Origin of the sequence: Kitasatospora sp. NPDC059577 (assembly GCF_042735475.1) — a bacterium.
Lineage (GTDB): Bacteria > Actinomycetota > Actinomycetes > Streptomycetales > Streptomycetaceae > Kitasatospora.
In genome coordinates this window covers 75,817-97,874 of sequence record NZ_JBHWBZ010000006.1, presented here as the reverse complement: position 1 = coordinate 97,874, position 22,058 = coordinate 75,817, and the positions used below count along the sequence as shown (strand labels likewise).

At 72.9% G+C, this 22,058-nt stretch carries 18 protein-coding genes; 4 read left to right on the top strand and 14 right to left on the bottom strand.

Going from position 1 to position 22,058, the window contains the following annotated elements; translation table 11 throughout:
• The first annotated feature begins 293 nt into the window (after positions 1-293).
• Positions 294-1,094 carry a hypothetical protein gene (locus ACFV0O_RS08230; RefSeq protein WP_380338012.1) on the top strand — a complete coding sequence of 267 codons (801 nt, stop codon included), beginning with the start codon at positions 294-296 and terminating at the stop codon, positions 1,092-1,094.
• A 54-nt stretch (positions 1,095-1,148) separates the two neighbouring features.
• A complete protein-coding gene (locus ACFV0O_RS08225) occupies positions 1,149-1,691 on the top strand; it encodes a HEAT repeat domain-containing protein (protein ID WP_380338009.1) in 543 nt (180 codons plus the stop codon).
• Positions 1,692-1,803: 112 nt separating this feature from the next.
• On the opposite strand, the gene ACFV0O_RS08220 is transcribed toward ACFV0O_RS08225, so the two are convergent.
• From ACFV0O_RS08220 to ACFV0O_RS08190, 7 genes are all read right to left on the bottom strand, one after another.
• Positions 1,804-2,925, bottom strand: a complete 1,122-nt coding sequence (locus tag ACFV0O_RS08220; protein ID WP_380338007.1) for an MFS transporter — start codon at positions 2,923-2,925, stop codon at positions 1,804-1,806.
• Between the two features lie 136 nt (positions 2,926-3,061).
• A complete protein-coding gene (locus ACFV0O_RS08215; protein ID WP_380338005.1) occupies positions 3,062-3,790 on the bottom strand; it encodes an HAD family hydrolase in 729 nt (242 codons plus the stop codon).
• Between the two features lie 126 nt (positions 3,791-3,916).
• Entirely contained in the window at positions 3,917-5,644 is a 1,728-nt protein-coding gene (locus ACFV0O_RS08210; RefSeq protein ID WP_380338002.1) for a carbamoyltransferase, read from the bottom strand.
• A gap of 510 nt (positions 5,645-6,154) precedes the next feature.
• Complete coding sequence (locus ACFV0O_RS08205) at positions 6,155-6,982, bottom strand: class I SAM-dependent methyltransferase (protein ID WP_380337999.1); 828 nt, start codon at positions 6,980-6,982, stop codon at positions 6,155-6,157.
• Positions 6,983-7,194: 212 nt separating this feature from the next.
• Positions 7,195-7,782: a dienelactone hydrolase family protein gene (locus ACFV0O_RS08200; RefSeq protein WP_360256905.1), complete on the bottom strand. Its 588-nt coding sequence runs from the start codon at positions 7,780-7,782 to the stop codon at positions 7,195-7,197.
• Between the two features lie 86 nt (positions 7,783-7,868).
• Positions 7,869-8,741: an ABC transporter permease gene (locus ACFV0O_RS08195; protein ID WP_360256908.1), complete on the bottom strand. Its 873-nt coding sequence runs from the start codon at positions 8,739-8,741 to the stop codon at positions 7,869-7,871.
• Positions 8,738-11,530, bottom strand: a complete 2,793-nt coding sequence (locus ACFV0O_RS08190) for an alpha/beta fold hydrolase (protein ID WP_380337995.1) — start codon at positions 11,528-11,530, stop codon at positions 8,738-8,740. Before ACFV0O_RS08190 ends, ACFV0O_RS08195 begins: the two co-directional genes overlap by 4 nt.
• Positions 11,531-11,658: 128 nt before the next feature.
• Between ACFV0O_RS08190 and ACFV0O_RS08185 the strand changes: the two genes are divergently transcribed.
• Complete coding sequence (locus ACFV0O_RS08185; protein WP_380337992.1) at positions 11,659-12,678, top strand: mechanosensitive ion channel family protein; 1,020 nt, start codon at positions 11,659-11,661, stop codon at positions 12,676-12,678.
• Between the two features lie 106 nt (positions 12,679-12,784).
• Here the strand turns inward: ACFV0O_RS08185 and ACFV0O_RS08180 are convergent, their stop codons facing one another.
• The 4 genes from ACFV0O_RS08180 to ACFV0O_RS08165 all read right to left on the bottom strand — a co-directional run bounded on the left by ACFV0O_RS08180 (position 12,785) and on the right by ACFV0O_RS08165 (position 15,548).
• On the bottom strand, positions 12,785-13,282 hold the full coding sequence (locus tag ACFV0O_RS08180; protein WP_380337989.1) for a GNAT family N-acetyltransferase: 498 nt from the start codon (positions 13,280-13,282) through the stop codon (positions 12,785-12,787).
• A 1-nt stretch (position 13,283) separates the two neighbouring features.
• Entirely contained in the window at positions 13,284-14,222 is a 939-nt protein-coding gene (locus ACFV0O_RS08175; protein ID WP_380337987.1) for an RluA family pseudouridine synthase, read from the bottom strand.
• A 59-nt stretch (positions 14,223-14,281) separates the two neighbouring features.
• Positions 14,282-14,917 (bottom strand): signal peptidase II, encoded by a 636-nt coding sequence (gene lspA, locus ACFV0O_RS08170; RefSeq protein ID WP_380338292.1) that lies wholly within the window; start codon positions 14,915-14,917, stop codon positions 14,282-14,284.
• A gap of 169 nt (positions 14,918-15,086) precedes the next feature.
• Positions 15,087-15,548 carry a TraR/DksA family transcriptional regulator gene (locus ACFV0O_RS08165; RefSeq protein ID WP_360256922.1) on the bottom strand — a complete coding sequence of 154 codons (462 nt, stop codon included), beginning with the start codon at positions 15,546-15,548 and terminating at the stop codon, positions 15,087-15,089.
• A gap of 653 nt (positions 15,549-16,201) precedes the next feature.
• On the opposite strand from ACFV0O_RS08165, the gene ileS reads away from it, so the two are divergent.
• A complete protein-coding gene (gene ileS, locus ACFV0O_RS08160) occupies positions 16,202-19,381 on the top strand; it encodes an isoleucine--tRNA ligase (RefSeq protein ID WP_380337984.1) in 3,180 nt (1,059 codons plus the stop codon).
• A 167-nt stretch (positions 19,382-19,548) separates the two neighbouring features.
• On the opposite strand, the gene ACFV0O_RS08155 is transcribed toward ileS, so the two are convergent.
• The 3 genes from ACFV0O_RS08155 to ACFV0O_RS08145 form a co-directional block, all read right to left on the bottom strand.
• Positions 19,549-20,937, bottom strand: a complete 1,389-nt coding sequence (locus ACFV0O_RS08155) for a DivIVA domain-containing protein (protein ID WP_380337981.1) — start codon at positions 20,935-20,937, stop codon at positions 19,549-19,551.
• A 59-nt stretch (positions 20,938-20,996) separates the two neighbouring features.
• Positions 20,997-21,278 carry a YggT family protein gene (locus tag ACFV0O_RS08150; protein ID WP_030060143.1) on the bottom strand — a complete coding sequence of 94 codons (282 nt, stop codon included), beginning with the start codon at positions 21,276-21,278 and terminating at the stop codon, positions 20,997-20,999.
• A 100-nt stretch (positions 21,279-21,378) separates the two neighbouring features.
• Positions 21,379-21,993, bottom strand: a complete 615-nt coding sequence (locus ACFV0O_RS08145) for a cell division protein SepF (RefSeq protein ID WP_030060144.1) — start codon at positions 21,991-21,993, stop codon at positions 21,379-21,381.
• Between the last annotated feature and the right edge of the window lie 65 nt (positions 21,994-22,058).

Genomic DNA, 22,058 nt, shown 5'->3' with positions numbered 1-22,058 from the left:
CGGGCGCCCCCGGCGGGGTCTCCGCCCCTGCCGCCGGGCCCCCAACACCAAAAACACCCCCCCCCCCCCCCCCCCCCCCCCCCCGGCGGGGCGCCCCCCCCCCCCCCCCCCCGGGGGGGGCCCCCCTCCACATTCGGGGATCCGCGCATCCGTCCGCGTCGACCACGCACCGGCCGCCGGGCCACCGCACCCGCACCCGTGCCCGCACCTTCGGGAAGTCCCGCCGGCCGCGTCAACCACTCATCGCGCCAATGCCCTTGAGGCGAACAGACCCCCCTGCTTGACTGGCCGCCGTGACCGATACCACCGCCGCCCCCGACGCGCTCGGAGCCCTCGTCAGCCGTCACCGGGTCGCCACCCGCACCCGGTGGGTCAACGCCGCCTGGGCCCTGCCGATCGGTGTGCTCACCTCCTGGCTGGGCCTGTGGGCACTCCTCCAGGACGACGGCTCCTCGGGCGGCGGCAAGGGGCTCGGGGTGATCCTCGGCCTCGGCGTGTCCGGACTGGGCATCGGCCTCACGCAGGCCTTACGGGCGCTGCGCGGCGGTTCCGGCGAGTACTTCGAGGTCCGCGAGTACGGCTTGGTCCACGGCAATGCCCGTGGTCGCAAGGGGAGTTGGACCTGGGCTCAGATCACCGCCGTCACCGTCCCCACCCGCCGGAACTCGGTCGGCGCCCTCGCCCACCGGTTCGGCAACGACTACCGCTGTGTCCTCACCGTCGCCGGCGGCGGACGGGTCCGGGTCGACGGTCTGGCCACCGGCGCCTCGGCCCTGGGCAACGCCGTGATCGACCACTGCCCGAACGCCCCTCTGCTCACCGGCGAGGAGTGGACCCGTAAGGCGGGCGGCCGGCTGCTCGCGGCCGCCGTGCTCTGCGTCGGCGGCATCATCGCGATGGTCGGCTACATCTCCGGCCACCCGGACGGCGAGAAGGTCACCGTCGACGCCAACGGCAACTCCGACCACGAGTTCGTCCAGGGCCTCGACGACACCACGATCATGCTCCTCGCGCTCGGCATGCTCGCCTGTGGCATCGCCGCCGTCACCTGCCTCTGCCTCTTCGTCTACGGCCGCACCCGCCGCCGCCTCTGAGACCCCCGCACAAATCCCTTTGCCCGGAGGCCCGTTCGGCCGGACACTCGTCCCATGCTCGGATTCTCACGGACCGACGACGAAGCCCTCGTCTCCTGCCTGGGGGACCCACAGCGCACCGTGGCGGCCTACCGCGAGCTGCTGCACCGCGCGGCGGACGCGCTCGACGCCATCCGCGCTGGTCTCTCCCACGCCGACCCGGCGGTACGGGAGGGCTGCTGCCGCCTCCTCGACCACCTGGTCGACACCGACTCGATGGACCTGCTCATCGCCATGGCCGACGACCCCGACCCCCGGGTCCGGATCGCCGCCTTCCACGCCCTGGCCTGCGACCGGTGCAAGGGCGACACCTGCGCCCCGGGCGCCGACCGGGTGCTCGATCCCGGGCTGCGGCGTCTGGCGGGCGACCCCGACCCGCAGGTCCGCATGCGGGCCGCCGAACTGGTCGGCAAGTTCGTCCACACCGACCCTCGCGCCCTCGCCGCCCTGGAGGCCGCCCGCACCGGGGACCCGAGCCCGGCGGTCCGCAAGAAGGCCGGCTGGTACACCCCGGGAGGCCCGATCCACGGGCGCACCGCCCCGCCCCCGCCCGGCTGAGTCCCGCACCCCACGGCCACGCCCGCGCCCACGGCCGCGCGCAGGACGTCGGCCCAGCCGACGTCCTGCGCAACCCCAACCGCAACCCCAACGGCAACGCCTGCCTGCCTGCCTACCGCCGGGTGGCCCGCAGCCACACCGCGAGTCCGAGGCAGAGCAGACACGCACCGGCCAGCACCAGCGGGATCACCACCGCCCCGCCCGACCCGCTGAGCGCGCCGACCACCGCCGGCACGACGGCGTTGCCGAGCATGCAGCACAGGGTCAGCACGGAGGTCGCCTGCTGCGGCACCTCCGCGACGCCCGAGACCCAGGCGATCAGGGTCGGCAGCACCGGCGCCAGCGCCAGCCCCGCCAGCGGGTAGGCCACCACCGCGAGGTGGGGCACGGCCGCCAGCGCCAACGCGCCGAGCCCCGCCGCCAGGTAGGCCGGCAGGGTGGTCCGGCCCGGAATCCGCCTGGTCAGCTGGGGGACGACGAGCCGCCCGAGGGCCATCCCGGCCCAGAATCCGGAGGCCGCCGTCGTGGCGGCCTGGGTGCTCCAGCCGTCGCGGACCAGCTGGGTCGACTGCCAGGTGCCGATGCTGGTCTCCATGCCCGCGTACACCAGGCCCACCAGCAGGAACGGGAGCAACTGCAGCCCGGTCCGGGCACGTCGGCCGTCCTGCGGGCCCGCGGCGGTCCGCGCCGGCGCGGCCGTGAGCACCGCCCCCGCCCGTCCGACCAGGAAGCACGGCAGCGCGCACACCGCCGCCGCCAGCGCCAGCAGCCGGATGTCCGTGTGCCCGACGGCCCCCGCGGCCAGCGGGCCCAGCATCGCGCCGATCCCGAAGACCGCGTTCAGCCGGTTGACCATCACCACGCTGTTCCCGGCGAACCCGCGCGCGAACGCCGTGTTGAGGGTGAGCGCCAGCCCGCCGTACCCGAGGCCGGTGACGGCGGCGCAGCCGAGGTAGGCGGTCCAGCCGGGGCTGGCCGCCATCCCGGCCGCGCCCGCCGCGAAGACCGCGAGCAGGACGGGCGGAGCCGCCCGGACGTTCAGCCGCCGTCCGAGCAGCCCGATGCAGACGGTGGCCGCGAGCGCGCCGAGGTTGTACGCGGAGACCACCCGCCCGACCTCGTGCTCCGCGCCGAACCGCTCCCGCAGGAAGGGCAGCGAGGCGCCGAGCGAGGCGGTGAGCACGCCCAGGACGAGGAAGACGCAGAACGCCGACACCGCTGCCGACCGGGCCATCACCGGCGCCCCGGGTCCCGCCGACGCCTCCGCTCCGGCCGACGTCCCCGCCCCGGCCCCCGCCGACGTCCCCGCCCCGGCCGGCGCTCCCGGCACGGAGTCCACCAGCGCCCGGTTCGACGCGGCCCGGCCCGCCTCAGCCACCGACGGGCCCGCGCACGAGCGCCACGGTGACCCGCCCGTCCGGGTCGGTCAGCGTGATCGTCCCGGCCTCCTCGGCCGTCCCGCCCACCACCAGCGCCGTGAAGTCCGCGACGGCGACCACCGCGCCGGCCTCGACCAGGGCCGGCCCGCCGATCCCGACGCACACCGCCCCCGCGGTGACCGCGGAGCGCACCCCGCTGACCGAGTCCTCGAAGACCAGCGCGCGCTGCGGCCGGATGCCGAGGCCCCGGCAGGCCGCCAGGTACGGGTCCGGGTGCGGCTTGCCGCGCTCGACGTCGTCCCGGGTGACCCGCACCCGGAAGACGTCGAGCAGGCCGAGCCCGCCCAGCGCGTTGTCGATCTTCCGGGTCCAGCTGCTGGTGGCCAGGCCGACCGGCACGCCGGCGTCCCGGAGCCGGGTGGCGAGTCCGTCCGCACCGGGGACGGCCCGGTACGGCGCCTCCTCCTCGACGGTGTCCACTTCGGCCCAGATCGCCTTCCGGTCGGCGTCCGAGTGGTCCGGGAAGATCAGCCGCACCGTCTGGTCGCCGGTGCGGCCGTGGACGTACTCCTCGACCTCCGGGTCGGCCAGCACCCGGCCGTGGCGCCGGGCCACCGACCGCCACGCCTCCTCGATCACGGGCCTGGAGTCGATCAGGACCCCGTCCATGTCGAAGACGACGGCCTCGACCTCGTACCGCGTTCCGGCTTGCGGCTGCATCGGTCTCCTCACTCGGCGCTTGCGCCATACGATCTGACGATAGTTCACATCCGATGGGGCCGGACGGTCAACTGGACTAGACCTCACCGGCGGACCGCCCGACCCTGCCTCCGGCTCGGACAAGCCCTAGGCGGCCTGCCGCGCCATGTAGCTGTCGGCGGTGTCCTTCCAGACCAGGTACACGTCGTCGACCAGGAGCAGGTCGATCACCTCGTCGGCCAGCGGGTCCAGCGCGTCGCGGTGCGACCCGACGATCGGCTCCTCGTGCTTGTTGAACGAGGTGTTCACCAGCGCCGCCTGGCCGCTGCGGTCGTACCAGGCCATCAGCAGACCGTGCAGGAACGGGTCGTCCTGGGCCCGGACGATCTGCGGGCGCGCGGTGTTGTCGACGTGCACGACCGCCGGGCAGGCCTTGGCGAACGGCTCGTGGCAGTCGTAGGTGATGGTCATGAACAGCGCCGAGGGCTGCTCCGACTCCCAGCCCACGTAGCAGTCGGGCGCCAGGTCCTCGGCGGTGATCGGCGCGAAGGGCATGAACTCGGTGCGGTTCAGGCGCTTGTTGAGCCAGTCGTTCATCGTCACGTCGGCGGTGCCGTAGATGACGCTGCGCCGGCCGAGCGCGCGCGGGCCGAACTCCATCCGGCCCCGGTAGGTGCCGATGACCTGGTCCGCCTCCAGCGCGGCCAGCAGGACCTCCCGCATGTCCTCGCCGATCCGCCGGTAGCGCAGCTCGGGGTAGTCCCGCAGGACCTCCTCCAGCCGGCCCTCGGAGATCGCGGCGTCCGGCCCGAGGGCCATCGAGGGCACCCGCGGGCGCTCGCCGGTCTCCCGGTGGGCCACGATCACGGCGGTCTGCAGCGGCAGCCCGCCGTCGCCCATCGGCGGCAGCACGTAGATGTTCCGCACGCCCGCGGTCTCGAAGATCCGCTGGTTGAGCTTGACGTTGGCGAACACGCCGCCGGACAGGCAGACGTTGCCGCCGGCCACCCGGCCGATGTGCTGCGCCACGACGGCGGTCAGCAGGTCCTCCACGTGCCGCTGGGCCGCCGCCGCGACGTCGGCCGGCTCGTGGGTGGCGATCTCGGCGAGCAGCGCCTCGGAGTAGCCCTCGTAGGACGGCTGGTACCAGTCTCCGCAGCGGGCGCGGATCGCGCCGTTCTCCTCGACGTCGATCATCCGCCGCATCAGCGGGAGGAGCTTCTCCGGGTCGCCGTTGGCGGCGAGGCCGGTGATCTTGCCCTCGTGGCGGTTGGGCCGGAAGCCGAGCAGCTTGGTGATCCGGCCGTAGAAGTAGCCGAGGCTGTCGATCGAGGTCTCGCGCTGGAGCACCTCCTCGCCGCCGGGGAAGTAGTGCGTGACGGTCAGGGACTGGAAGTCCCCGCGGCCGTCACAGGTGACCACGAGGGCGTCGTCGAACGGGGAGCAGAGGAAGGCGCCCAAGCCGTGCGACTCGTGGTGGTCGACGCGAACCACCTTGCCGCGAAGCCCGTTCTCCTCGATGAAGGCGTCGAACTCACCGCGCTTCTCGCGGTCGTTCAGAATTTCGTCGGATATCCGCTTGCGGAGGTGCGGAAGCGCCTCGGGGCGCAGCCGGGCTTCCTCCGAAATGCGGTCCACGTAAAGCAGCAAGTGCTTTTCGGCGCTGAATCCCGCCTGCCATCCGTAGGCCACCCGGTCGACATCGGAAAGGGTGACCCCGGCCTCCTTCAGGACGTAGTCGATCGACTGCTCCGGCCAGGCCTTGTGGTCCTTGACCCGGGAGAAGCGTTCCTCGCTGACGGCCGCGACGACCGTTCCGTCCTGAACCAGGCAGGCACCGGCCAGGTCGTTGTTGGTGATTCCGAGAACAAGCATGTGCCGCTCCAATGCTTGAGTCACGGGAAATGGCTCGACGGCATTTCCACGGATTTGGACAGCTGGTGGGGTCGGAGTGCACCGCGACTCTATGGAGAGGTTTCCCGGGAGATCAACGACGCCGTGGGGAATCCGGTCATCCTGACGGCCCGCCGGACCGTGACGCCGGGACGGCCGCCCGGTTAACAACAGTTCGTAGTTCGATCATCCCTGCTGGCAGGGTGGCACATGCCCGACAAGAGGTCTGGACCACCACCCCGCCGATCACTGAGGGTAGCTGTCCGGAAACAGTCCTTCCGCCCCGCAACCGGCGCCGCACCGGCACTTCCGCCGCCCCCGGACACCACCCCCGGACACCGCCCTGACGATTCGTCACATCCGCACCGTGGGTCGCTCGGAGCCCCGCCGGCCACACCTGCCCCGGCGGCACCGGTCCCGGAAACGCCGGAGGGCCGAACCGGGGCTTCCGCCCCGACCCGGCCCTCCCCCTGCCCGTCCTCGGGCCGGCCCCTACGCCGCCCTCCGGGCGAGGAACAGATCACTCACGTGCAGCATCTCGATCCCCCCGCCCCGCGCGTCCAGCACCCGGCCCGTCTCCGCCAGCGCCCCGGCCCGACGCTCCTCCGGCAGCACCCGGTAGCTGGAGATCGAAGCCAGGTAGTCCAGGTAGCGCTCGGTCCCGTACCGGACCTCCTCACGGAACCGGACGCCCCGCAGGTCCGCGAACCGGCCGTCCGCCCGGCACTCGGCCTCCGGCCAGAACGGCTCCCCGTTGCCCGGCACGTCCCCGTAGTAGGCGGCCCGTCGGCAGTGCGGCGAGCCCTCCACGCCGTAGCGCCGGTCGATCGCGCCGAGCTCCTCGTACAGCCCGTCGTCCACCACCCCGTGCGGGTTCCAGAACAGCGCGACGGCGCCGCCCGGTTCGAGCGCGTCGTGCACCAGGTCCCAGCGCCGCGCCGGGTCGAGCCAGTGCCAGGAGGTGGCGGCGAACAGCAGCCCGAACGTCCGCCCCTGCGCCGACCACTCCTCGAAACCGCCGGTCTCGACCCGCACCCGCGGGTACCCCGAGGTGTTGCGCCGCAGCACCTCCGCCATCCGCGGGTCCGGCTCGACGCAGACCAGCGGCACCCCGCGCTCGGCGAAGAGCACGGAGGCCTTACCGGTCCCCGCGCCGATCTCCACCACCGCGCGCTCCCCCGACCCCGCGGGCTCCGCCGACCCCGTGGGCTCCGCCGATCCCGCGGGCGACAGCCACGCGTACGCCAGCACCTCGGTCACCAGCCCGTCGGCGTACCCGGGCCGGGCGGCGTCGTACAGTTCCGCCGCCTCACCGAACACCCGACCGCGCGACCTGTCGACACGCCCCGCTGAATCCACGGCAACCCCCTGTGCTCCGACCGAAACGGCCGTCACCGTACCTCCGGCGTACACGGAGGGACCACCACTTTTGCCGCCGGCCACCCGCCGACCCGCCGACCCGCCGACCCGCCGACCCGCCGACCCGCCGACCCGCCGACCCGCCGACCGAACAGCCGGCGGCCGCGGCGCCGTCAGTCCTCCTGCCCGTCCACCTCCGCCAGGAAGTCCAGCGACGCCGCCCAGGCCCGTTCCGCCGCCTGCGCGTCGTGGTCCGGCAGCTCCGGGTCGGTGAACAGGTGCCCGGCGCCCCGGTAGCGGTGCACCTCGACCTCGGCCCCGGCCCGCCGCATCCGCAGGTACCAGGCGTTCAGCCAGTCCTCCGGCTCGAACGGGTCCGGCTCCGCGATGTGCAGCTGCACGGGGATCGACGTGGCGGCGTCCTCGCGCAGGTCCGAGGTGCCGTGCAGGAGCAGCAGGGCCCGCGCCTTCTCGTCGGCCAGCGCCAGGTTCTGCGCGATCGCGCCGCCGAGCGAGAAGCCCGCGTACACCAGCCCGCCCTCGGACAGCGGCGCGGCCGCGGTCACCGCCCGGCGCAGCATCTCCTCGCTGCCGCCGACTTCCTCCTGGTACGCCTGTCCGTCCTCGATCGAGTCGAAGGTCCGGCCTTCGAACAGGTCCGGCGTGTGCACGGTGTGCCCGGCGGCGCGCAGCCGCTCGGCGGCGGCCCGCACGGCGGGGCGCAGCCCGTAGGCGGAGTGGAAGAGGACGATCTGGGCCACGGTTCGGGTCCTTCACCTGCGGGGGTCAGCTACCCACCCATGATCCCCCATCGCCCGCCGGCCCCGGCGACACCACCGCGGCCGCGCTACGACACCACGTCCTTGCGCGCGAACCCCCGGAACGCCAACGCCAGCAGCACCGCCGCGTACGAGAGCGACAGCGAGACGCCCTGCACCATGCCTCCCCATTCGAGCTGCGGCTGCAGCGCGTCGGCCCAGGCGTACTGCCAGTGCGCCGGCAGCCATTCCCGCAGGTCACCGAGCGCGGTGACGGCGTCCAGCACCCCCGTGATGATCGACACGAACACCGCGCCGCCCACCGCGCCGAGCGGCGCGTCCGTCGCCGTGGACAGCCAGAACGCGAGGGCCGCGATCACGATCTCGCTGAGGAGGACGAAGGCCACCGCGATCGCGATCCGGGGCAGTGCCTCCCCGGCCGGCAGGCTGGCACCGGCGGGCAGTTTGAGGTCACCCCATCCGTAGGCGGCCGTCCCGACGAGCAGTCCGATCGCGGGCAGCATGACCACCGCGACCGCCGAGAACGCCAGCCCGACCGCGAACTTGCGTGCCAGCAGCCGTGCCCGGGGCACCGGCGCGGCCAGCAGGTAGCGCAGCGAGGACCAGCTGGCCTCGGAGGCGACGGTGTCCCCGCAGAACAGCGCGACGGGGATCACCAGCATGAAGCCGGTGCCGACGAACAGCATGGTGACCGCGAAGTTGGCCCCCGAGGCGGTGGCCAGGTCGATGAAGGTGGTCCGGTCCGGTCGGCCGGGGGTGCCGCCGATCTGGAAGGCGGCCAGGATGACGAACGGCATGGCGGCGAGCACCGCGCCGATCACCAGGGTGCGACGGCGGCGCAGTTGCCGCATCGCCTCCACCCGCAGCGGCAGCGTCCGGCTCGCCCGGTAGCCCTCCGCGTGGTCCGCCGAAACTGCGGAGACCTCAGAGACCGAACTCACTCCGCACCACCTCCGATCAACGACAGGAACGCGTCCTCCAACCGCCGCTGCGGCCCGGCGCTCTCCACCGGCACCCCCAGCCGCACCAGCTCCGCGAGCAGCTCGCTCGCCGCCTGTCCGTCCAGCCGCACCAGCAGCCCGCCCTCGACGGCCTCCGCCGAGGCGACACCGGCCAGCGCGGCCACCTTCTCGGCCGCCGCCTGCGGGTCGTAGGGGGCGGCGACGCCGATCATCAGCAGTTCTCCGGCGCCCACGATCTCGCCGACCGGGCCCGCCGTCACCAGCTGACCGCGGTCCATCACGACCAGGTCCGTGCAGCTCTGCTCGACCTCGGACAGCAGGTGGCTCGACACGATCACGGTCCGCCCGCCGGCCGCGTACCGGATCATCACCTCGCGCATCTCACGGATCTGCGGCGGGTCCAGCCCGTTGGTCGGCTCGTCCAGGATCAGCAGGTCCGGCATCCCGAGCATGGCCTGGGCGATGGCAAGCCGCTGCCGCATGCCCTGCGAGTACGTCCGCACGGCGCGGTCCAGTGCCTCGCCGAGCCCCGCGATGGCCAGTGCCTCGTCGAAGCACGCGTCGGCCTCCGGCCGCCCGGTCGCCTGCCAGTACAGCCGCAGGTTGGCGCGTCCGGTGAGGTGCGGCAGGAAGCCCGCGCCCTCCACGAAGGCCCCGACCCGCGACAGCACCGGCGCACCGGGCCGCACCAGGTGCCCGAAGATCCGGATCTCCCCGGCGTCCGGCCGGATCAACCCCATCAGCATCCGCAGCGTGGTGGTCTTGCCCGCGCCGTTCGGCCCGAGCAGCCCGAGCACCTGCCCCTGCTCCACTCGGAAGCCCAACTCCCGGACGGCGTAGCGGTCCTGGGAGCCCTTGTAGCGCTTGCTCAGCCCACTGATCCGCAGCGGCACCGCGGCCAGCTCAGGATCGAAGTCCGGCCCACCGGCCGCCCGCCGGCGCCGCAGCCGCGGCACCAGCACCAGGCCGGCGGCCACCACGGCGGCGGCCACCGGCAGCAGCCAGGTCCGCGCGGGCAGCGGCGCCGCCTCGGTGACCAGTCCCTCGACGGTCGGCACGGTGACCGGCCCGGTCGGCGCGACCCGGTAGGTCGCCGGCTCGACGGGCGAGGCGTACGCGAGGTCGGTGCTCGCCAGCACCAGCCGCACCCGGTGTCCGGCCGGGAAGGTGTGGTCCACGGTCGGCAGCGTCACGGTGACGGTACGCCCCGCGTCCGCGCCGGTGACCCGCAGCGGCGCGGCGAGCTGCTGCGGCAGCACCGACTTGCCGTCCGGTCCGACGTCGTACAGCTTCGCGAACAGCACCGCGTCCGGCCGGTCCGACGCGACCCGCACCGGCACGGTCGGCTGCCCGGTCAGGTGCAGCGGCGAGTCCAGCGGCGCGGAGTCGAAGGCGGCGTTCTGCCCGGGGAAGTCCAGCGACAGTCCGGCGCCCAGCGAGGCCGCCTGGCTGAGCGCGCCGATGCCCGGCAGCGTCGAGATCCCGGGCGGCGCCCCGCCGGGCGGATTGGCGACGGTCCTCTCCCCGCCGGTCAGCTCGACGGAGCGCGAACCGGTCCCGCCGAGCCCCGGGTACCGCTCCGCGGTGGCCCCGCGCAGCACGGCCTGGAAGCCGGTCGAGTCCACTCCGCCGGTCCGGGTCACGCGGAACGCCGCCCCGGTGTCGCTCCCGCGGCCCCTCAGGTAGTGGTCGAACCAGGCCGTCACCCGGTCGTCGACCCGGGCGCTGGTGTCCGTCCCGCCGTCGTGCCCGCCCGCGAACCAGTCCACGGCCACCGGAGCGCCGTTCGCGGCGACCGCCTGCGCGATCCGGTCGCCCTGGTCGAGCGGGAACAGCGAGTCCTGCTGCCCCTGCACCACCAGCGTGGGCGCCTTGAGCTGCGCCGCCACCGAGGACGGGCTGGAGCGGTCGAGCAGCGCGACGGCCTCCGGATCGGCGTGCCCGGCGGTCGCGACCCGGTCGTACATCTGGCAGAGCGACTCCAGGAACCGCCCGCACCCGACCTGCCCGTCCGCCACCGGCTTCGCCTCGCCGCCTTCGCGCGGCGCACCGCCGGACGGCCCGAGACCGCCCGCCGAACCGGGGGCTGCCGAGCCGGTGGTGAAGAAGATCCCGGCCCACAGCTTCTTGAACACGCCGTCCACGGCGCCCGAGCCCTGCACGCCCTGCGGGAACAGCGCGTCGGCCAGGTTCCACCAGGTGATCTGGGTCGCCACGGCGTCGATCCGGTGGTCGTAGGCGGAGGCCAGCAGCGAGATCGCCCCGCCGTAGGAGGCTCCGGTGATGCCGACCTTCGGGTCGCCGGGCCCGTCGAGCTGCACCTCGGGCCGCTGGGCCAGCCAGTCCACCAGGTGGCGGACGTCCTCGACCTCGCGGTCGGGCGCGTTGAGGCCGATCTTGCCGCCCGAGCGCCCGAACCCGCGGGCCGACCAGGTCAGCACCGCGTAGCCCTGCCGGGCGAGCTGCCGGGCGCGCTCGCGCTCGCCCTCCTTGGAACCGCCGAAGCCGTGCGCGAGCAGCACCGCGGGCCGCGGCCCGCTGCCGGCGGTGAAGAACGAGGTGTCCAGCTGGACCTGCTGCGTGCTGCCGGGCGTCTCCGGCATGCCGAGGAAACGGTCCTCCTCGTGGACCGCCTGCTCACCGCCGGACGCCGTCGCCACGGTGCCGATCCCGGCCACCGCGACCAGCGCCACCGCACCGGCCAGCACCCTGCGTCCGACCGTCGTACCCCGGCCGCGCCAACGGCGCCATGCCCCACCGAACTCCATGGCCGCTGATCGTATCCGCCGTCCGGGTAGGCACCCGATAAGGCCACCCGCACCCGACGAGGCCCCCCTCCGATCCGCCACACCTTTTCGCCCGGTTCGCCCCACTGCGCCCGAGTATCGTACGGCCCATGCTCCGGCCGCTGATCTCGCTGCTCGCCACCGTCGCCGCCACCCTGGCGATCGGCTGGATCGTCGACCAGTCCCTCCAGCGGGTCGCCGCCCGCCGCCCCGGGGCGCCGGTCTGGGCGCTGCTCCGCCGCTGCCGGGTCCCGCTCCAGCTCGTCGTCGCCTCGGCCCTGCTGCTCGCCACCGAGCCGCTCCGGCAGCTCGTCCCGGCGCCCGAGGAGGAGGGTGCGCAGCACCTGCTCCTGCTGTTGCTGCTCGCCTCCTTCGGCTGGCTGACCGTCCGCGTGGTGGCCGCCGCCCTGGAGGCCCTGCTCAGCCGCTACGAGACCCGCACCGAGGATCCGGCCCGCCGCCAGCGGGTGCACACCCAGATCAGCATGCTGCGCCGGGTGCTCAGCGCGGTGGTCGTCGTGGTCACCGTCGCCGTGATGCTGCTGACCTTCTCCGCCATGCGCACCATCGGCGCCGGCCTGCTCGCCTCGGCGGGCATCATCGGCATCGTGGCCGGCATCGCCGCCCAGAGCACCCTCGGCAACTTCTTCGCCGGCCTGCAGATCGCCTTCGGCGACACCGTCCGGATCGGCGACACCGTGGTGGTGGACGGCCAGCAGGGGACGGTCGAGGAGATCACCCTCTCCTACCTGGTGGTCCGCCTCTGGGACTACCGTCGGCTGGTCGTCCCGGTCTCCTACTTCGTCAACAAGCCCTTCGAGAACTGGACCCGCCGCGACCCGGGTCTGCTCGCCGCCGTCCTGCTCCACCTCGACCACTGCACCCCGGTGGATGAGCTGCGCACGGCCCTGCGGGCCGTCCTCGACCGGCACCCGCTGTGGGACGGCGTCGAATGGGCGCTCCACGTCACCGACACCACCCCCAGCACCATCGTCGTCCGCGCCACCATGACCGCCCGCAGCCCCGACGACGCCGCCCAGCTCCGCTTCGACGTCCGCGAGCAGCTCGTCGCCCACCTGCGCGACGAGCACCCCCGGGCCCTGCCCCGCCTCCGCACCACCGACACCTGATCCCACCCCGGGCCCGTGCCCGGAACGACGAGTTCCCCGCACCCCGGGCGGGGTGCGGGGAACCGCGCGGAGCAGGGGGCCGCCCGAAGGGCCCGGCCCCGGGTGCCTACAGGACCCGCGTCATCGTCCGGTGCGCGATCCCGGCGTCGTCGTACTCCGGTCCCTCCGCCAGGTACCCCAGCCGCTCGTAGAACCCGAGCGCCTGCACCTGCGCGTGCAGCTCCACCTCGGAAGCCCCGCGCTCGGCCCCCGCGGCCTCGATCGCCCGCACGAGCTCGGCGCCCAGCCCGGTCCCCCGGGCCGCCGGCAGCACCGCGAGCCGCCCGAGCAGCACCCGTCCCTCGACGCCCCCGGTCAGCTCCCGCGCCTGGTCGCCGAAGATCAGCCGCCCGGTCCCGAGCGCGGCCCCGTCGGCACCCACCGCCAGCAGGTGCACCGAGGTCCGGTCGTACTCGTCGTACTCCAGCTCCTCCGGCACGTTCTGCTCGACGACGAAGACCTCACGCCGTACGGCCCGCACCAGCGCCAGGTCGGCCTCGCCCTCGGCGATCCTGACCGCGACGCCCGGGCCCGCGCTCACGCCGGCCCCCGGGTCGGCACTCATCTCAGCTCTCCGCCGCGATGACGTCCAGCGCCTTCTGCAGGTCCGCCGGGTACTCGCTGGAGAACTCGACCCACTGCCCGTCCGCCGGGTGCTCGAACCCGAGCGACACCGCGTGCAGCCACTGCCGGGTCAGCCCGAGCCGCTTGGCCAGCGTCGGGTCGGCGCCGTACGTCAGGTCGCCCACGCAGGGGTGCCGCAGCGCGGACATGTGGACGCGGATCTGGTGGGTGCGACCGGTCTCCAGCTTGATCGCCAGCAGCGACGCGGCCCGGTACGCCTCGATCAGGTCGTAGTGGGTGACGGACGGCTTGCCCTCTCGGGTCACCGCCCACTTCCAGTCCGAGCTGGGGTGGCGTCCGATGGGGGCGTCCACCGTGCCGCTCATCGGGTCCGGGTGGCCCTGGACCAGCGTGTGGTAGCGCTTGTCGGTGATCCGGTCGTGGAACTGCCGCTTGAGGTCGGTGTAGGCGCGCTCGGACTTGGCGACGACCATCAGGCCGGAGGTGCCGACGTCCAGCCGGTGCACGATGCCCTGGCGCTCGGACGCGCCGGAGGTGGAGATCCGGTACCCGGCCGCGGCGAGCCCGCCGATCACGGTGGGGCCGGTCCAGCCCGGGCTGGGGTGCGCGGCGACGCCGACCGGCTTGTCGATCAGCACGATGTCCTCGTCGTCGTGGACGATCCGCATGCCCTCGACGTGCTCGGCGACGATCTGGACCGGGGCGGCCGGAGCGGGGATCTCGACCTCCAGCCAGGAACCGCCGGTCACCCGGTCCGACTTTCCGGCCATGGCGCCGTCGAGCGTCACCTTGCCGTCGGCGGCCAGTTCGGCGGCCTTGGTCCGGGAGAAGCCGAACATCCGGGACAGGGCGGCGTCGAGACGCTCGCCCTCCAGGCCGTCGGGAACGGGGAGGCTGCGGATCTGCGCTGCGGTACTCACCCGTACGAGTATGCCGGAAACACGGCCCGCTCCCGCGCGCCGCGTTCCCGCCGCCGGGGCTACGCCCCCTTGCCGCCCTGCTGGTGGACGGTCCCGTCCGGGTTGCTGCCCCGGAAGGAGAGCAGGACGACCAGGATCCCGCCGCAGACGATCGCCGAGTCCGCGAGGTTGAAGACCGCGAAGTGCTGGACGGAGATGAAGTCCACGACGTGCCCGCGGAAGACGCCCGGTGCGCGGAACAGCCGGTCGGTGAGGTTGCCGAGCGCCCCGCCGAGCAGCAGCCCGAGGGCGATCGCCCACGGGAGGCTGTACAGCCGGCGGGCGATCCGCCAGATCACCACGATGACGGCGGAGGCGATCATCGTGAAGACGACGGTCAGCGCCTGCCCCATCCCGAAGGCCGCCCCGGAGTTGCGGATCACCTGGAAGGTGACGACGTCCCCGATCACCTTGATCGCCGCGTGGTTCTCCAGCTTCGCGACGACCAGCAGCTTGCTGCCGAGGTCGATCAGGAACGCCAGCAGCGCGATGACCAGCAGCACCCCGATCCGCCGCGGACCCCTGGGCTTCTCCGCGACCGCGGGTTCGTCCACGGACGCCGCCTCGGACGGCTCGGCCACGGGCACCTCCACGGCATCGCCGGGGGACGGGACGGCGTCGTCCCGGGTCTGGGGGGAACCTTGCGTACTGATGATCCGCTCCGCTGCCGATGGAGCTCCCCCGGCCGTAGGAGGGGGAGGGTGGTGGGCCGGTGACGACCTGGACGCGTCCACGGGCGCGGACGCGTCAGGCGACGTTACGGGGTCGAGCGTACGGCAAGCCCGACCCCCCGCGTCGCTCCGGCCGCCCGGTTCGGCGGCCGCCTCAGCGGCGTTCCTGCTTGGCCTTGCACTGCACGCAGAGCGTCGCCCGCGGGAAGGCCTGCATCCGGGCCTTGCCGATGGCCTGCCCGCAGGACTCGCAGGTGCCGAAGCCGACGCCCTCCAGCCGGTCCAGGGCGCGCTGGGTCTGGGCGAGGCTGTCGCGCGCGTTGTTGGCCAGCGCCAGCTCGCTCTCCCGCGAGATGTTCTTCGTCCCGGCGTCCACCTGGTCGTCGCCGGCCCCGTCGTTGGAGTCGCGCATCAGGCCGGAGATGGCCGCCTCGGCGGCGTCGATCTCGTTCTGCAGCCTGTCCAGCTCGCTGATCAGCTCGTTGTGCAGCTCGTGGACCTCCTCGGTGGTCCACGGGTCCTCGCCGGGCCTGACCGGCAGCGTGGCCGGGTCCACCGACTCGGCCCCGCGCGGCGTGACGGTGTCGGTGCTGCTCTTCGGTGCGGTAGTGGTCACGGTCCCCTCCCCTGGATCGACCGCCACGGCCTTGCGTGCCCGCTTGGTGGCGGTACCCGCGCCGGTTCCCTTCTCAGCCATGGCTTCGACCCCATCTACGAACGAATCGAGCCGCCGGTTCCCGGCGGCTCCCAGTGCCGGAACGATAATCCCGATCAAAACCGGTCACAACATGACATACCGGCACCTCACAACGATCCCACCCAGGCAGCCGCCCCAACCGCCACGCCCCGCGCGCTGACAGGGTTGTGCCCACCTCACCCCCTCCTAACCACCACCCCGACGACCGCCCTGACCAGCCCCGCCGCCCTCCCCGGGCCCCGCCCGCCCGAAACGGTTTGGACAAACGGACTCGCCCGGCCGATACACTGACCCTGCAAGGCGCAGATGGGACGAGTACCGACGTACGCAGCCACCAGCGACCCGGGGACGGTGTGAGCCCGGGGGCGTGCACGGCGGGAAGATCACCCCGGAGCCGCCGGAAGAACGGCCGCCGCGAAGCCCGCAGCGGTCCACTAGAACCGGCAGCAAGCCCAAACAAGAGGGCCGCAACGCAGCACCGCGGCCAAGGAGGGTGGTACCGCGGGGCGGCCAGGCCGTCTCGTCCCTCCGGAGGATCCAGTCCCAGCATCCGCCGGAGGTAGACGCCCGCGATGAGCTCCCGACCCGTCACCCACGACAACCCTTCCGACGACGGGCTGCGCGCGGCCCTCTATCACCCCGTCCCGGCGCAGGTGGACCTGCCTGCCCTGGAACACCGGATCCTGTCGTTCTGGCAGGACAACAAGATCTTCCAGCGCAGCCTGGAGCAGTCCGAGGGCCGCCCCGAGTGGGTGTTCTACGAGGGCCCGCCGACCGCCAACGGCATGCCCGGCGCCCACCACATCGAGGCCCGCGTCTTCAAGGACGTCTTCCCCCGCTACCGGACGATGAAGGGCTACCACGTCGCCCGCAAGGCCGGCTGGGACTGCCACGGCCTCCCGGTGGAGCTCGCCGTCGAGAAGGAGCTCGGCTTCTCCGGCAAGCAGGACATCGAGGCGTACGGCATCGCCGAGTTCAACGCCAAGTGCCGCGACTCGGTGACCCGCCACACCGACGCCTTCGCCGAGCTGACCACCCGCATGGGGTACTGGGTCGACCTCGACGAGGCCTACCGGACGATGGACCCGTCCTACGTCCAGTCCGTCTGGTGGTCGCTCAAGCAGATCTTCGACAAGGGCCTGCTGGTCCAGGACCACCGGGTCGCCCCCTGGTGCCCGCGCTGCGGCACCGGCCTGTCCGACCACGAGCTGGCCCAGGGCTACGAGACCGTGGTCGACCCCTCGGTCTTCGTCCGCTTCCCGCTGACCGGCGGCCCGCTGGCCGGCCGGGCCGCGCTGCTGGTCTGGACGACCACCCCGTGGACCCTGGTCTCCAACACCGCCGCCGCCGTCCACCCCGGGGTCACCTACGTCGTGGCCACCGACGGCAACGAGCAGCTGGTCGTCGCCGAGCCGCTGCTCGGCAAGGCGCTCGGCGAGGGCTGGGAGACCACCGGCGAGTCCTTCACCGGCGCCGAGATGGAGCGCTGGGCCTACCGCCGCCCCTTCGACCTGGTCGAGATCGAGGACGCGCACTACGTCCTCAACGCCGACTACGTCACCACCGAGGACGGCACCGGCATCGTCCACCAGTCCCCCGCCTTCGGCGCGGACGACCTCGCGACCTGCCGCAAGTACGGCCTGCCGGTGGTCAACCCAGTGCTCGCCGACGGCACCTTCGCCCCCGAGGTCCCGCTGGTCGGCGGCCAGTTCTTCAAGAAGGCCGACGAGGCCCTGGTCGCGGACCTCAAGGAGCGCGGCCTGCTCTTCCGCCACCTGCCGTACGAGCACAGCTACCCGCACTGCTGGCGCTGCCACACCGCGCTGCTCTACTACGCGCAGCCGTCCTGGTACATCCGGACCACCGCCGTCAAGGACGCGCTGATCCGCGAGAACGAGGCCACCAACTGGTTCCCCGGGACGGTCAAGCACGGCCGCTTCGGCGACTGGCTGAACAACAACATCGACTGGGCGCTCAGCCGCAACCGCTACTGGGGCACCCCGCTGCCGATCTGGCGCTGCGAGGAGGGCCACCTCACCTGCGTCGGCTCGCTGGCCGAGCTGTCCGAGCTCACCGGCACCGACCAGGGCGACCTGGACCCGCACCGCCCGTACATCGACGACGTCACCTTCGACTGCCGCGACTGCGGCGGCACCGCCACCCGCGTGCCGGAGGTCATCGACGCCTGGTACGACTCGGGCTCGATGCCCTTCGCCCAGTACGGCTACCCGTACCGGAACAAGGAGCTGTTCGAGAAGCGCTACCCGGCGCAGTTCATCTCCGAGGCGATCGACCAGACCCGCGGCTGGTTCTACACGCTGATGGCGGTCGGCACCCTGGTGTTCGACAAGAACAGCTACGAGAACGTCGTCTGCCTGGGCCACATCCTGGCCGAGGACGGCCGCAAGATGTCCAAGCACCTGGGCAACATCCTGCAGCCGATCCCGCTGATGGACCAGCACGGCGCCGACGCCGTCCGCTGGTTCATGGCGGCCGGCGGCTCGCCCTGGTCGGCCCGCCGGGTCGGCCACGGCACCATCCAGGAGGTGGTCCGCAAGACCCTCCTCACCTACTGGAACACCGTCGCCTTCCAGGCCCTGTACGCCCGCACGTCCGGCTGGGCCCCGTCCGCGGCGGACCCGGCACCGGCCGACCGCCCGCAGCTGGACCGCTGGGTGCTCTCCGAGCTGAACACCCTGGTCCGCGAGGTCGACGCGGCCTTCGAGACGTACGACACCCAGCGCGCCGGCAAGCTGCTCTCCGGCTTCGTCGACGACCTGTCCAACTGGTACGTCCGCCGCGGCCGCCGCCGCTTCTGGCAGGGCGACGCCGCCGCGCTGGCGACCCTGCACGAGGCGCTCGAGACGGTCACCCGCCTGATGGCCCCGCTCACCCCGTTCATCACCGAACGGGTCTGGCAGGACCTGGTCGTCCCGGTCGTCCCGGACGCCCCGGCCTCGGTCCACCTGGCCACCTGGCCGCAGGCGGACGAGTCGCTGATCGACACCGACCTCTCCCGGCACATGGCGCTGGTCCGCCGCCTGGTGGAGCTGGGCCGGGCCACCCGCGCCGAATCCGGCGTCAAGACCCGTCAGCCGCTCTCCCGCGCGCTGGTCGCCGCCCAGGGCTGGGAGGAGCTGCCTGCCGACCTGCGCGCGCAGATCGCCGAGGAGCTCAACGTCTCCGCCCTGGAGTCGCTCTCGGAGGTCGGGGGCTCGCTGGTCGACACCAGCGCCAAGGCCAACTTCCGCGCGCTGGGCAAGCGTTTCGGCAAGGGCGTGCAGGACGTCGCCAAGGCGGTCGCCGCGGCTGACGCCGCCCGCCTGGCCGCCGAGCTGCGGGCCGGCGGCGAGACCGGCGTCGAGCTGAACGGCGAGACGATCACCCTCTCGCCCGACGAGGTGATCATCACCGAGACCCCGCGCGAGGGCTGGGCCGTCGCCAACGAGTCCGGTGCCACCGTCGCCCTCGACCTGGCCATCACCCCGGAGCTCAAGCGCCTCGGCGTCGCCCGCGACGCCATCCGCCAGATCCAGGAGGCGCGCAAGAACTCCGGTCTGGACGTCGCCGACCGGATCGTCCTGCGCTGGCGCGCCACCACGGAGGAGACCGCCGAGGCCATCGCCGAGCACGGTGCCCTCGTGGCCGAGGAGGTCCTCGCGACCGACTTCGCCGCCGGCACGGCCGACTGGGAGTCCGAGACCTTCTCCGACGAGTCCCTGGGCCTCGCCTTCCAGCTCCGCAAGGCCTGACCCCCGCCGAAGCCGCCGTCACCCCCGGGTGACGGCGGCTTCGCCGTACCCGCCCCCGCCCTCTCCCGGCCCCACGCCCCGCACCGACCGCCGAGCAGAAAAGAGGGCGCCCCCTCCCCGACCCGGAGGTCGGAAAGGGGGCGCCCTCGAAAGGCTCTGCTACAACCTCAGTTGTCGCCGTCCTCGTCGATCAGGAAGCCCCGCATCGGTGCCGGAGCCTGCTGCATCGGCTGCGGCGGCTGCGGACGGACCGCCGCCATCGGCTGGGTCATCCCGGCCGGCTGCATCTGCGGAGCCCCGCTGTTGCCGCCGGTCGACTGCCCGCCGAAGCTCGGCGCCGGGGAGTTGCTGCCGAAGGAGCTGTTCCCGCCGAAGGACGGCGAGTTGCCACCGAACGACGGCTGGTTGCCGCCGAAGCTCGGCGCGCTGCCCATCCCACCGGCACCGGCCGGCGTCATCGACGAGGCCGCCGGCGGCAGCGACGCCGTGGCGGGGATCCGCGGCGGGGCGAGCGAGTCGTCGGCCTGCGACTCCAGCTGACGCAGCTGGGTCTCCAGGTACGACTTCAGGCGCGTGCGGTACTCGCGCTCGAACGCCCGCAGGTCCTCGACCTTGCGCTCCAGCGTGGCCCGCGCGGACTCCAGCGAGCCCATCGCGACGCGGTGCTTCTCCTGCGCGTCCCGCTCCAGGGCGTCGGCCTTGGCACGGGCGTCGCGCTCCAGACCCTCGGCCCGGCTGCGCGCCTCGCCGACGATCTTGTTGGCCTCGGAACGGGCCTCGGAGATCGCCTGGTCGGCGGTCTGCTGGGCGAGCGCGAGCACGCGGGCAGCGCTGTCGCCACCGGGGCCCTGCTGCTGCATCGGGGCGCCGAGCGGGCCGCCCATCTGCTGCGGGCCACCCATCTGCTGCGGGCCGCCGGGGCCCATCTGCTGCGGGCCACCCATGGGGCCGCCCATCTGCTGCATCTGCTGCTGGCCCATGCCCTGGCCCATCGGGTTGCCCATCTGCTGCGGGCCACCGGGGCCGCCCATGGGCTGGAGCATCTGACCGCCCATCGGCTGCACCAGCTGCTGCTGGCCGCCCATGGTCTGGTTCATCTGCTGCTGCGGGCCGCCGGCCGGCGGGAGCTGCGGCGCGGACCCGGCGGGCAGGCCGAGCGGCTGGTTGCCCATCTGCTGCTGCTGCGGGCCGCCGGGGCCCATCTGCTGCGGACCACCCGGACCCATCTGCTGCGGGCCGCCGGGGCCCATCTGCTGCGGGCCGCCCGGGCCCTGCTGGCCGGGGACCGGCGGGCCGGATATGGCGGCCGGCACCGGGGCGCCACCCTGGCGGGGGGCGTCCTGCGGCGGCTCCTTGCGCAGGTTGGCCTGGTTCTGCGCGGCGGCACGAGTCGCGGCGGCCAGCTTGGCGCGCAGGTCCTCGTTCTCCCGGAGGAGGCGGGTCAGCTCCGCCTCGACCTCGTCGAGGAAGGCATCGACCTCGTCCTCGTCATAGCCTTCACGCAGGCGGACGGTCGTGAACTGCTTGTTCCGAACGTCCTCGGGGGTCAATGGCATCTCTTCACCTCAACGTGATCGTCGGCACACCGGCATCCTGTCGCATCGCTCACCTACGACTAGGGGTGCACAAGCGAGATCAGGACATACACAATGATCATCAGTACGAAGAAGGACAGGTCGAGCGCCACGCCCCCGAAACGCAACGGCGGAATGAGCCGCCGAAGAAGCTTGAGCGGCGGATCCGTGACAGTGTACGTGGCCTCCAGGACCAGGACCATGGCCTTGCCGGGCCGCCACGAACGCGCGAACTGGAAGACCCAGTCCATGACCAGCCGTACGAGCAGGAACACCAGGAAGACGGTCAGGGCGTAGTAGAGCACCGCCCACACGATGTCCATCGCGTTTTCCCTCTCCCCGGTCCCGAGCCCTCGGGCCCGCCGCTCGTCACCTGTCGCTAACCCACTGTTGATCAGATCCACACGTAAAGTCGTGGCCGGGTCAGCTCTGGTTGAAGAACCCACCCTCGGCGATCCGAGCCTTGTCCTCCGCCGTGACATCGACGTTAGCAGGCGACAGCAGGAACACCTTCTGCGTCACGCGCTCGATACTGCCGTGCAGACCGAAGACGAGTCCAGCGGCGAAGTCTACGAGCCGCTTGGCGTCCGTGTCGTCCATCTCGGTCAGATTCATGATCACGGGGGTGCCGCCGCGGAACTGTTCCCCGATGGTACGGGCCTCGTTGTAGGTCCTCGGGTGCAGCGTGGTGATGCGGTAGGGCTCTCGTTCGTTCACTACCTTGGGCATGATCACCGGGGCGCTCTTCTCCAGGTTGTGGCGGCGTTCGGGTGTGATGGACGACACGGGGGCCATCCTCGGGGTCTCCTGTCGGATCGGCACCGCCGCCGGCACCGGCTGCGGGGTGATCGAGGAGACCGGGGCGGGCGTGGCGGCGGCCGCGGCGGCCGGCCGGGGGATGTCCTCGGTCCGCTGCCCCGTCCGGATCGGCTCGGGGTCCGCGTCGTAGTCGTCGTCGGGGTCGTACCCCTGGCCGTCGTACGTCTCGTCCTCCACGAGGCCGAGGTAGACCGCCATCTTGCGCATTGCGCCGGCCATGCTCCTGTCTCCTCCGCTCATGGCCACCTCGCTGGTGCTCGGTGGCTGCTTCGCGAAGCCGCGCC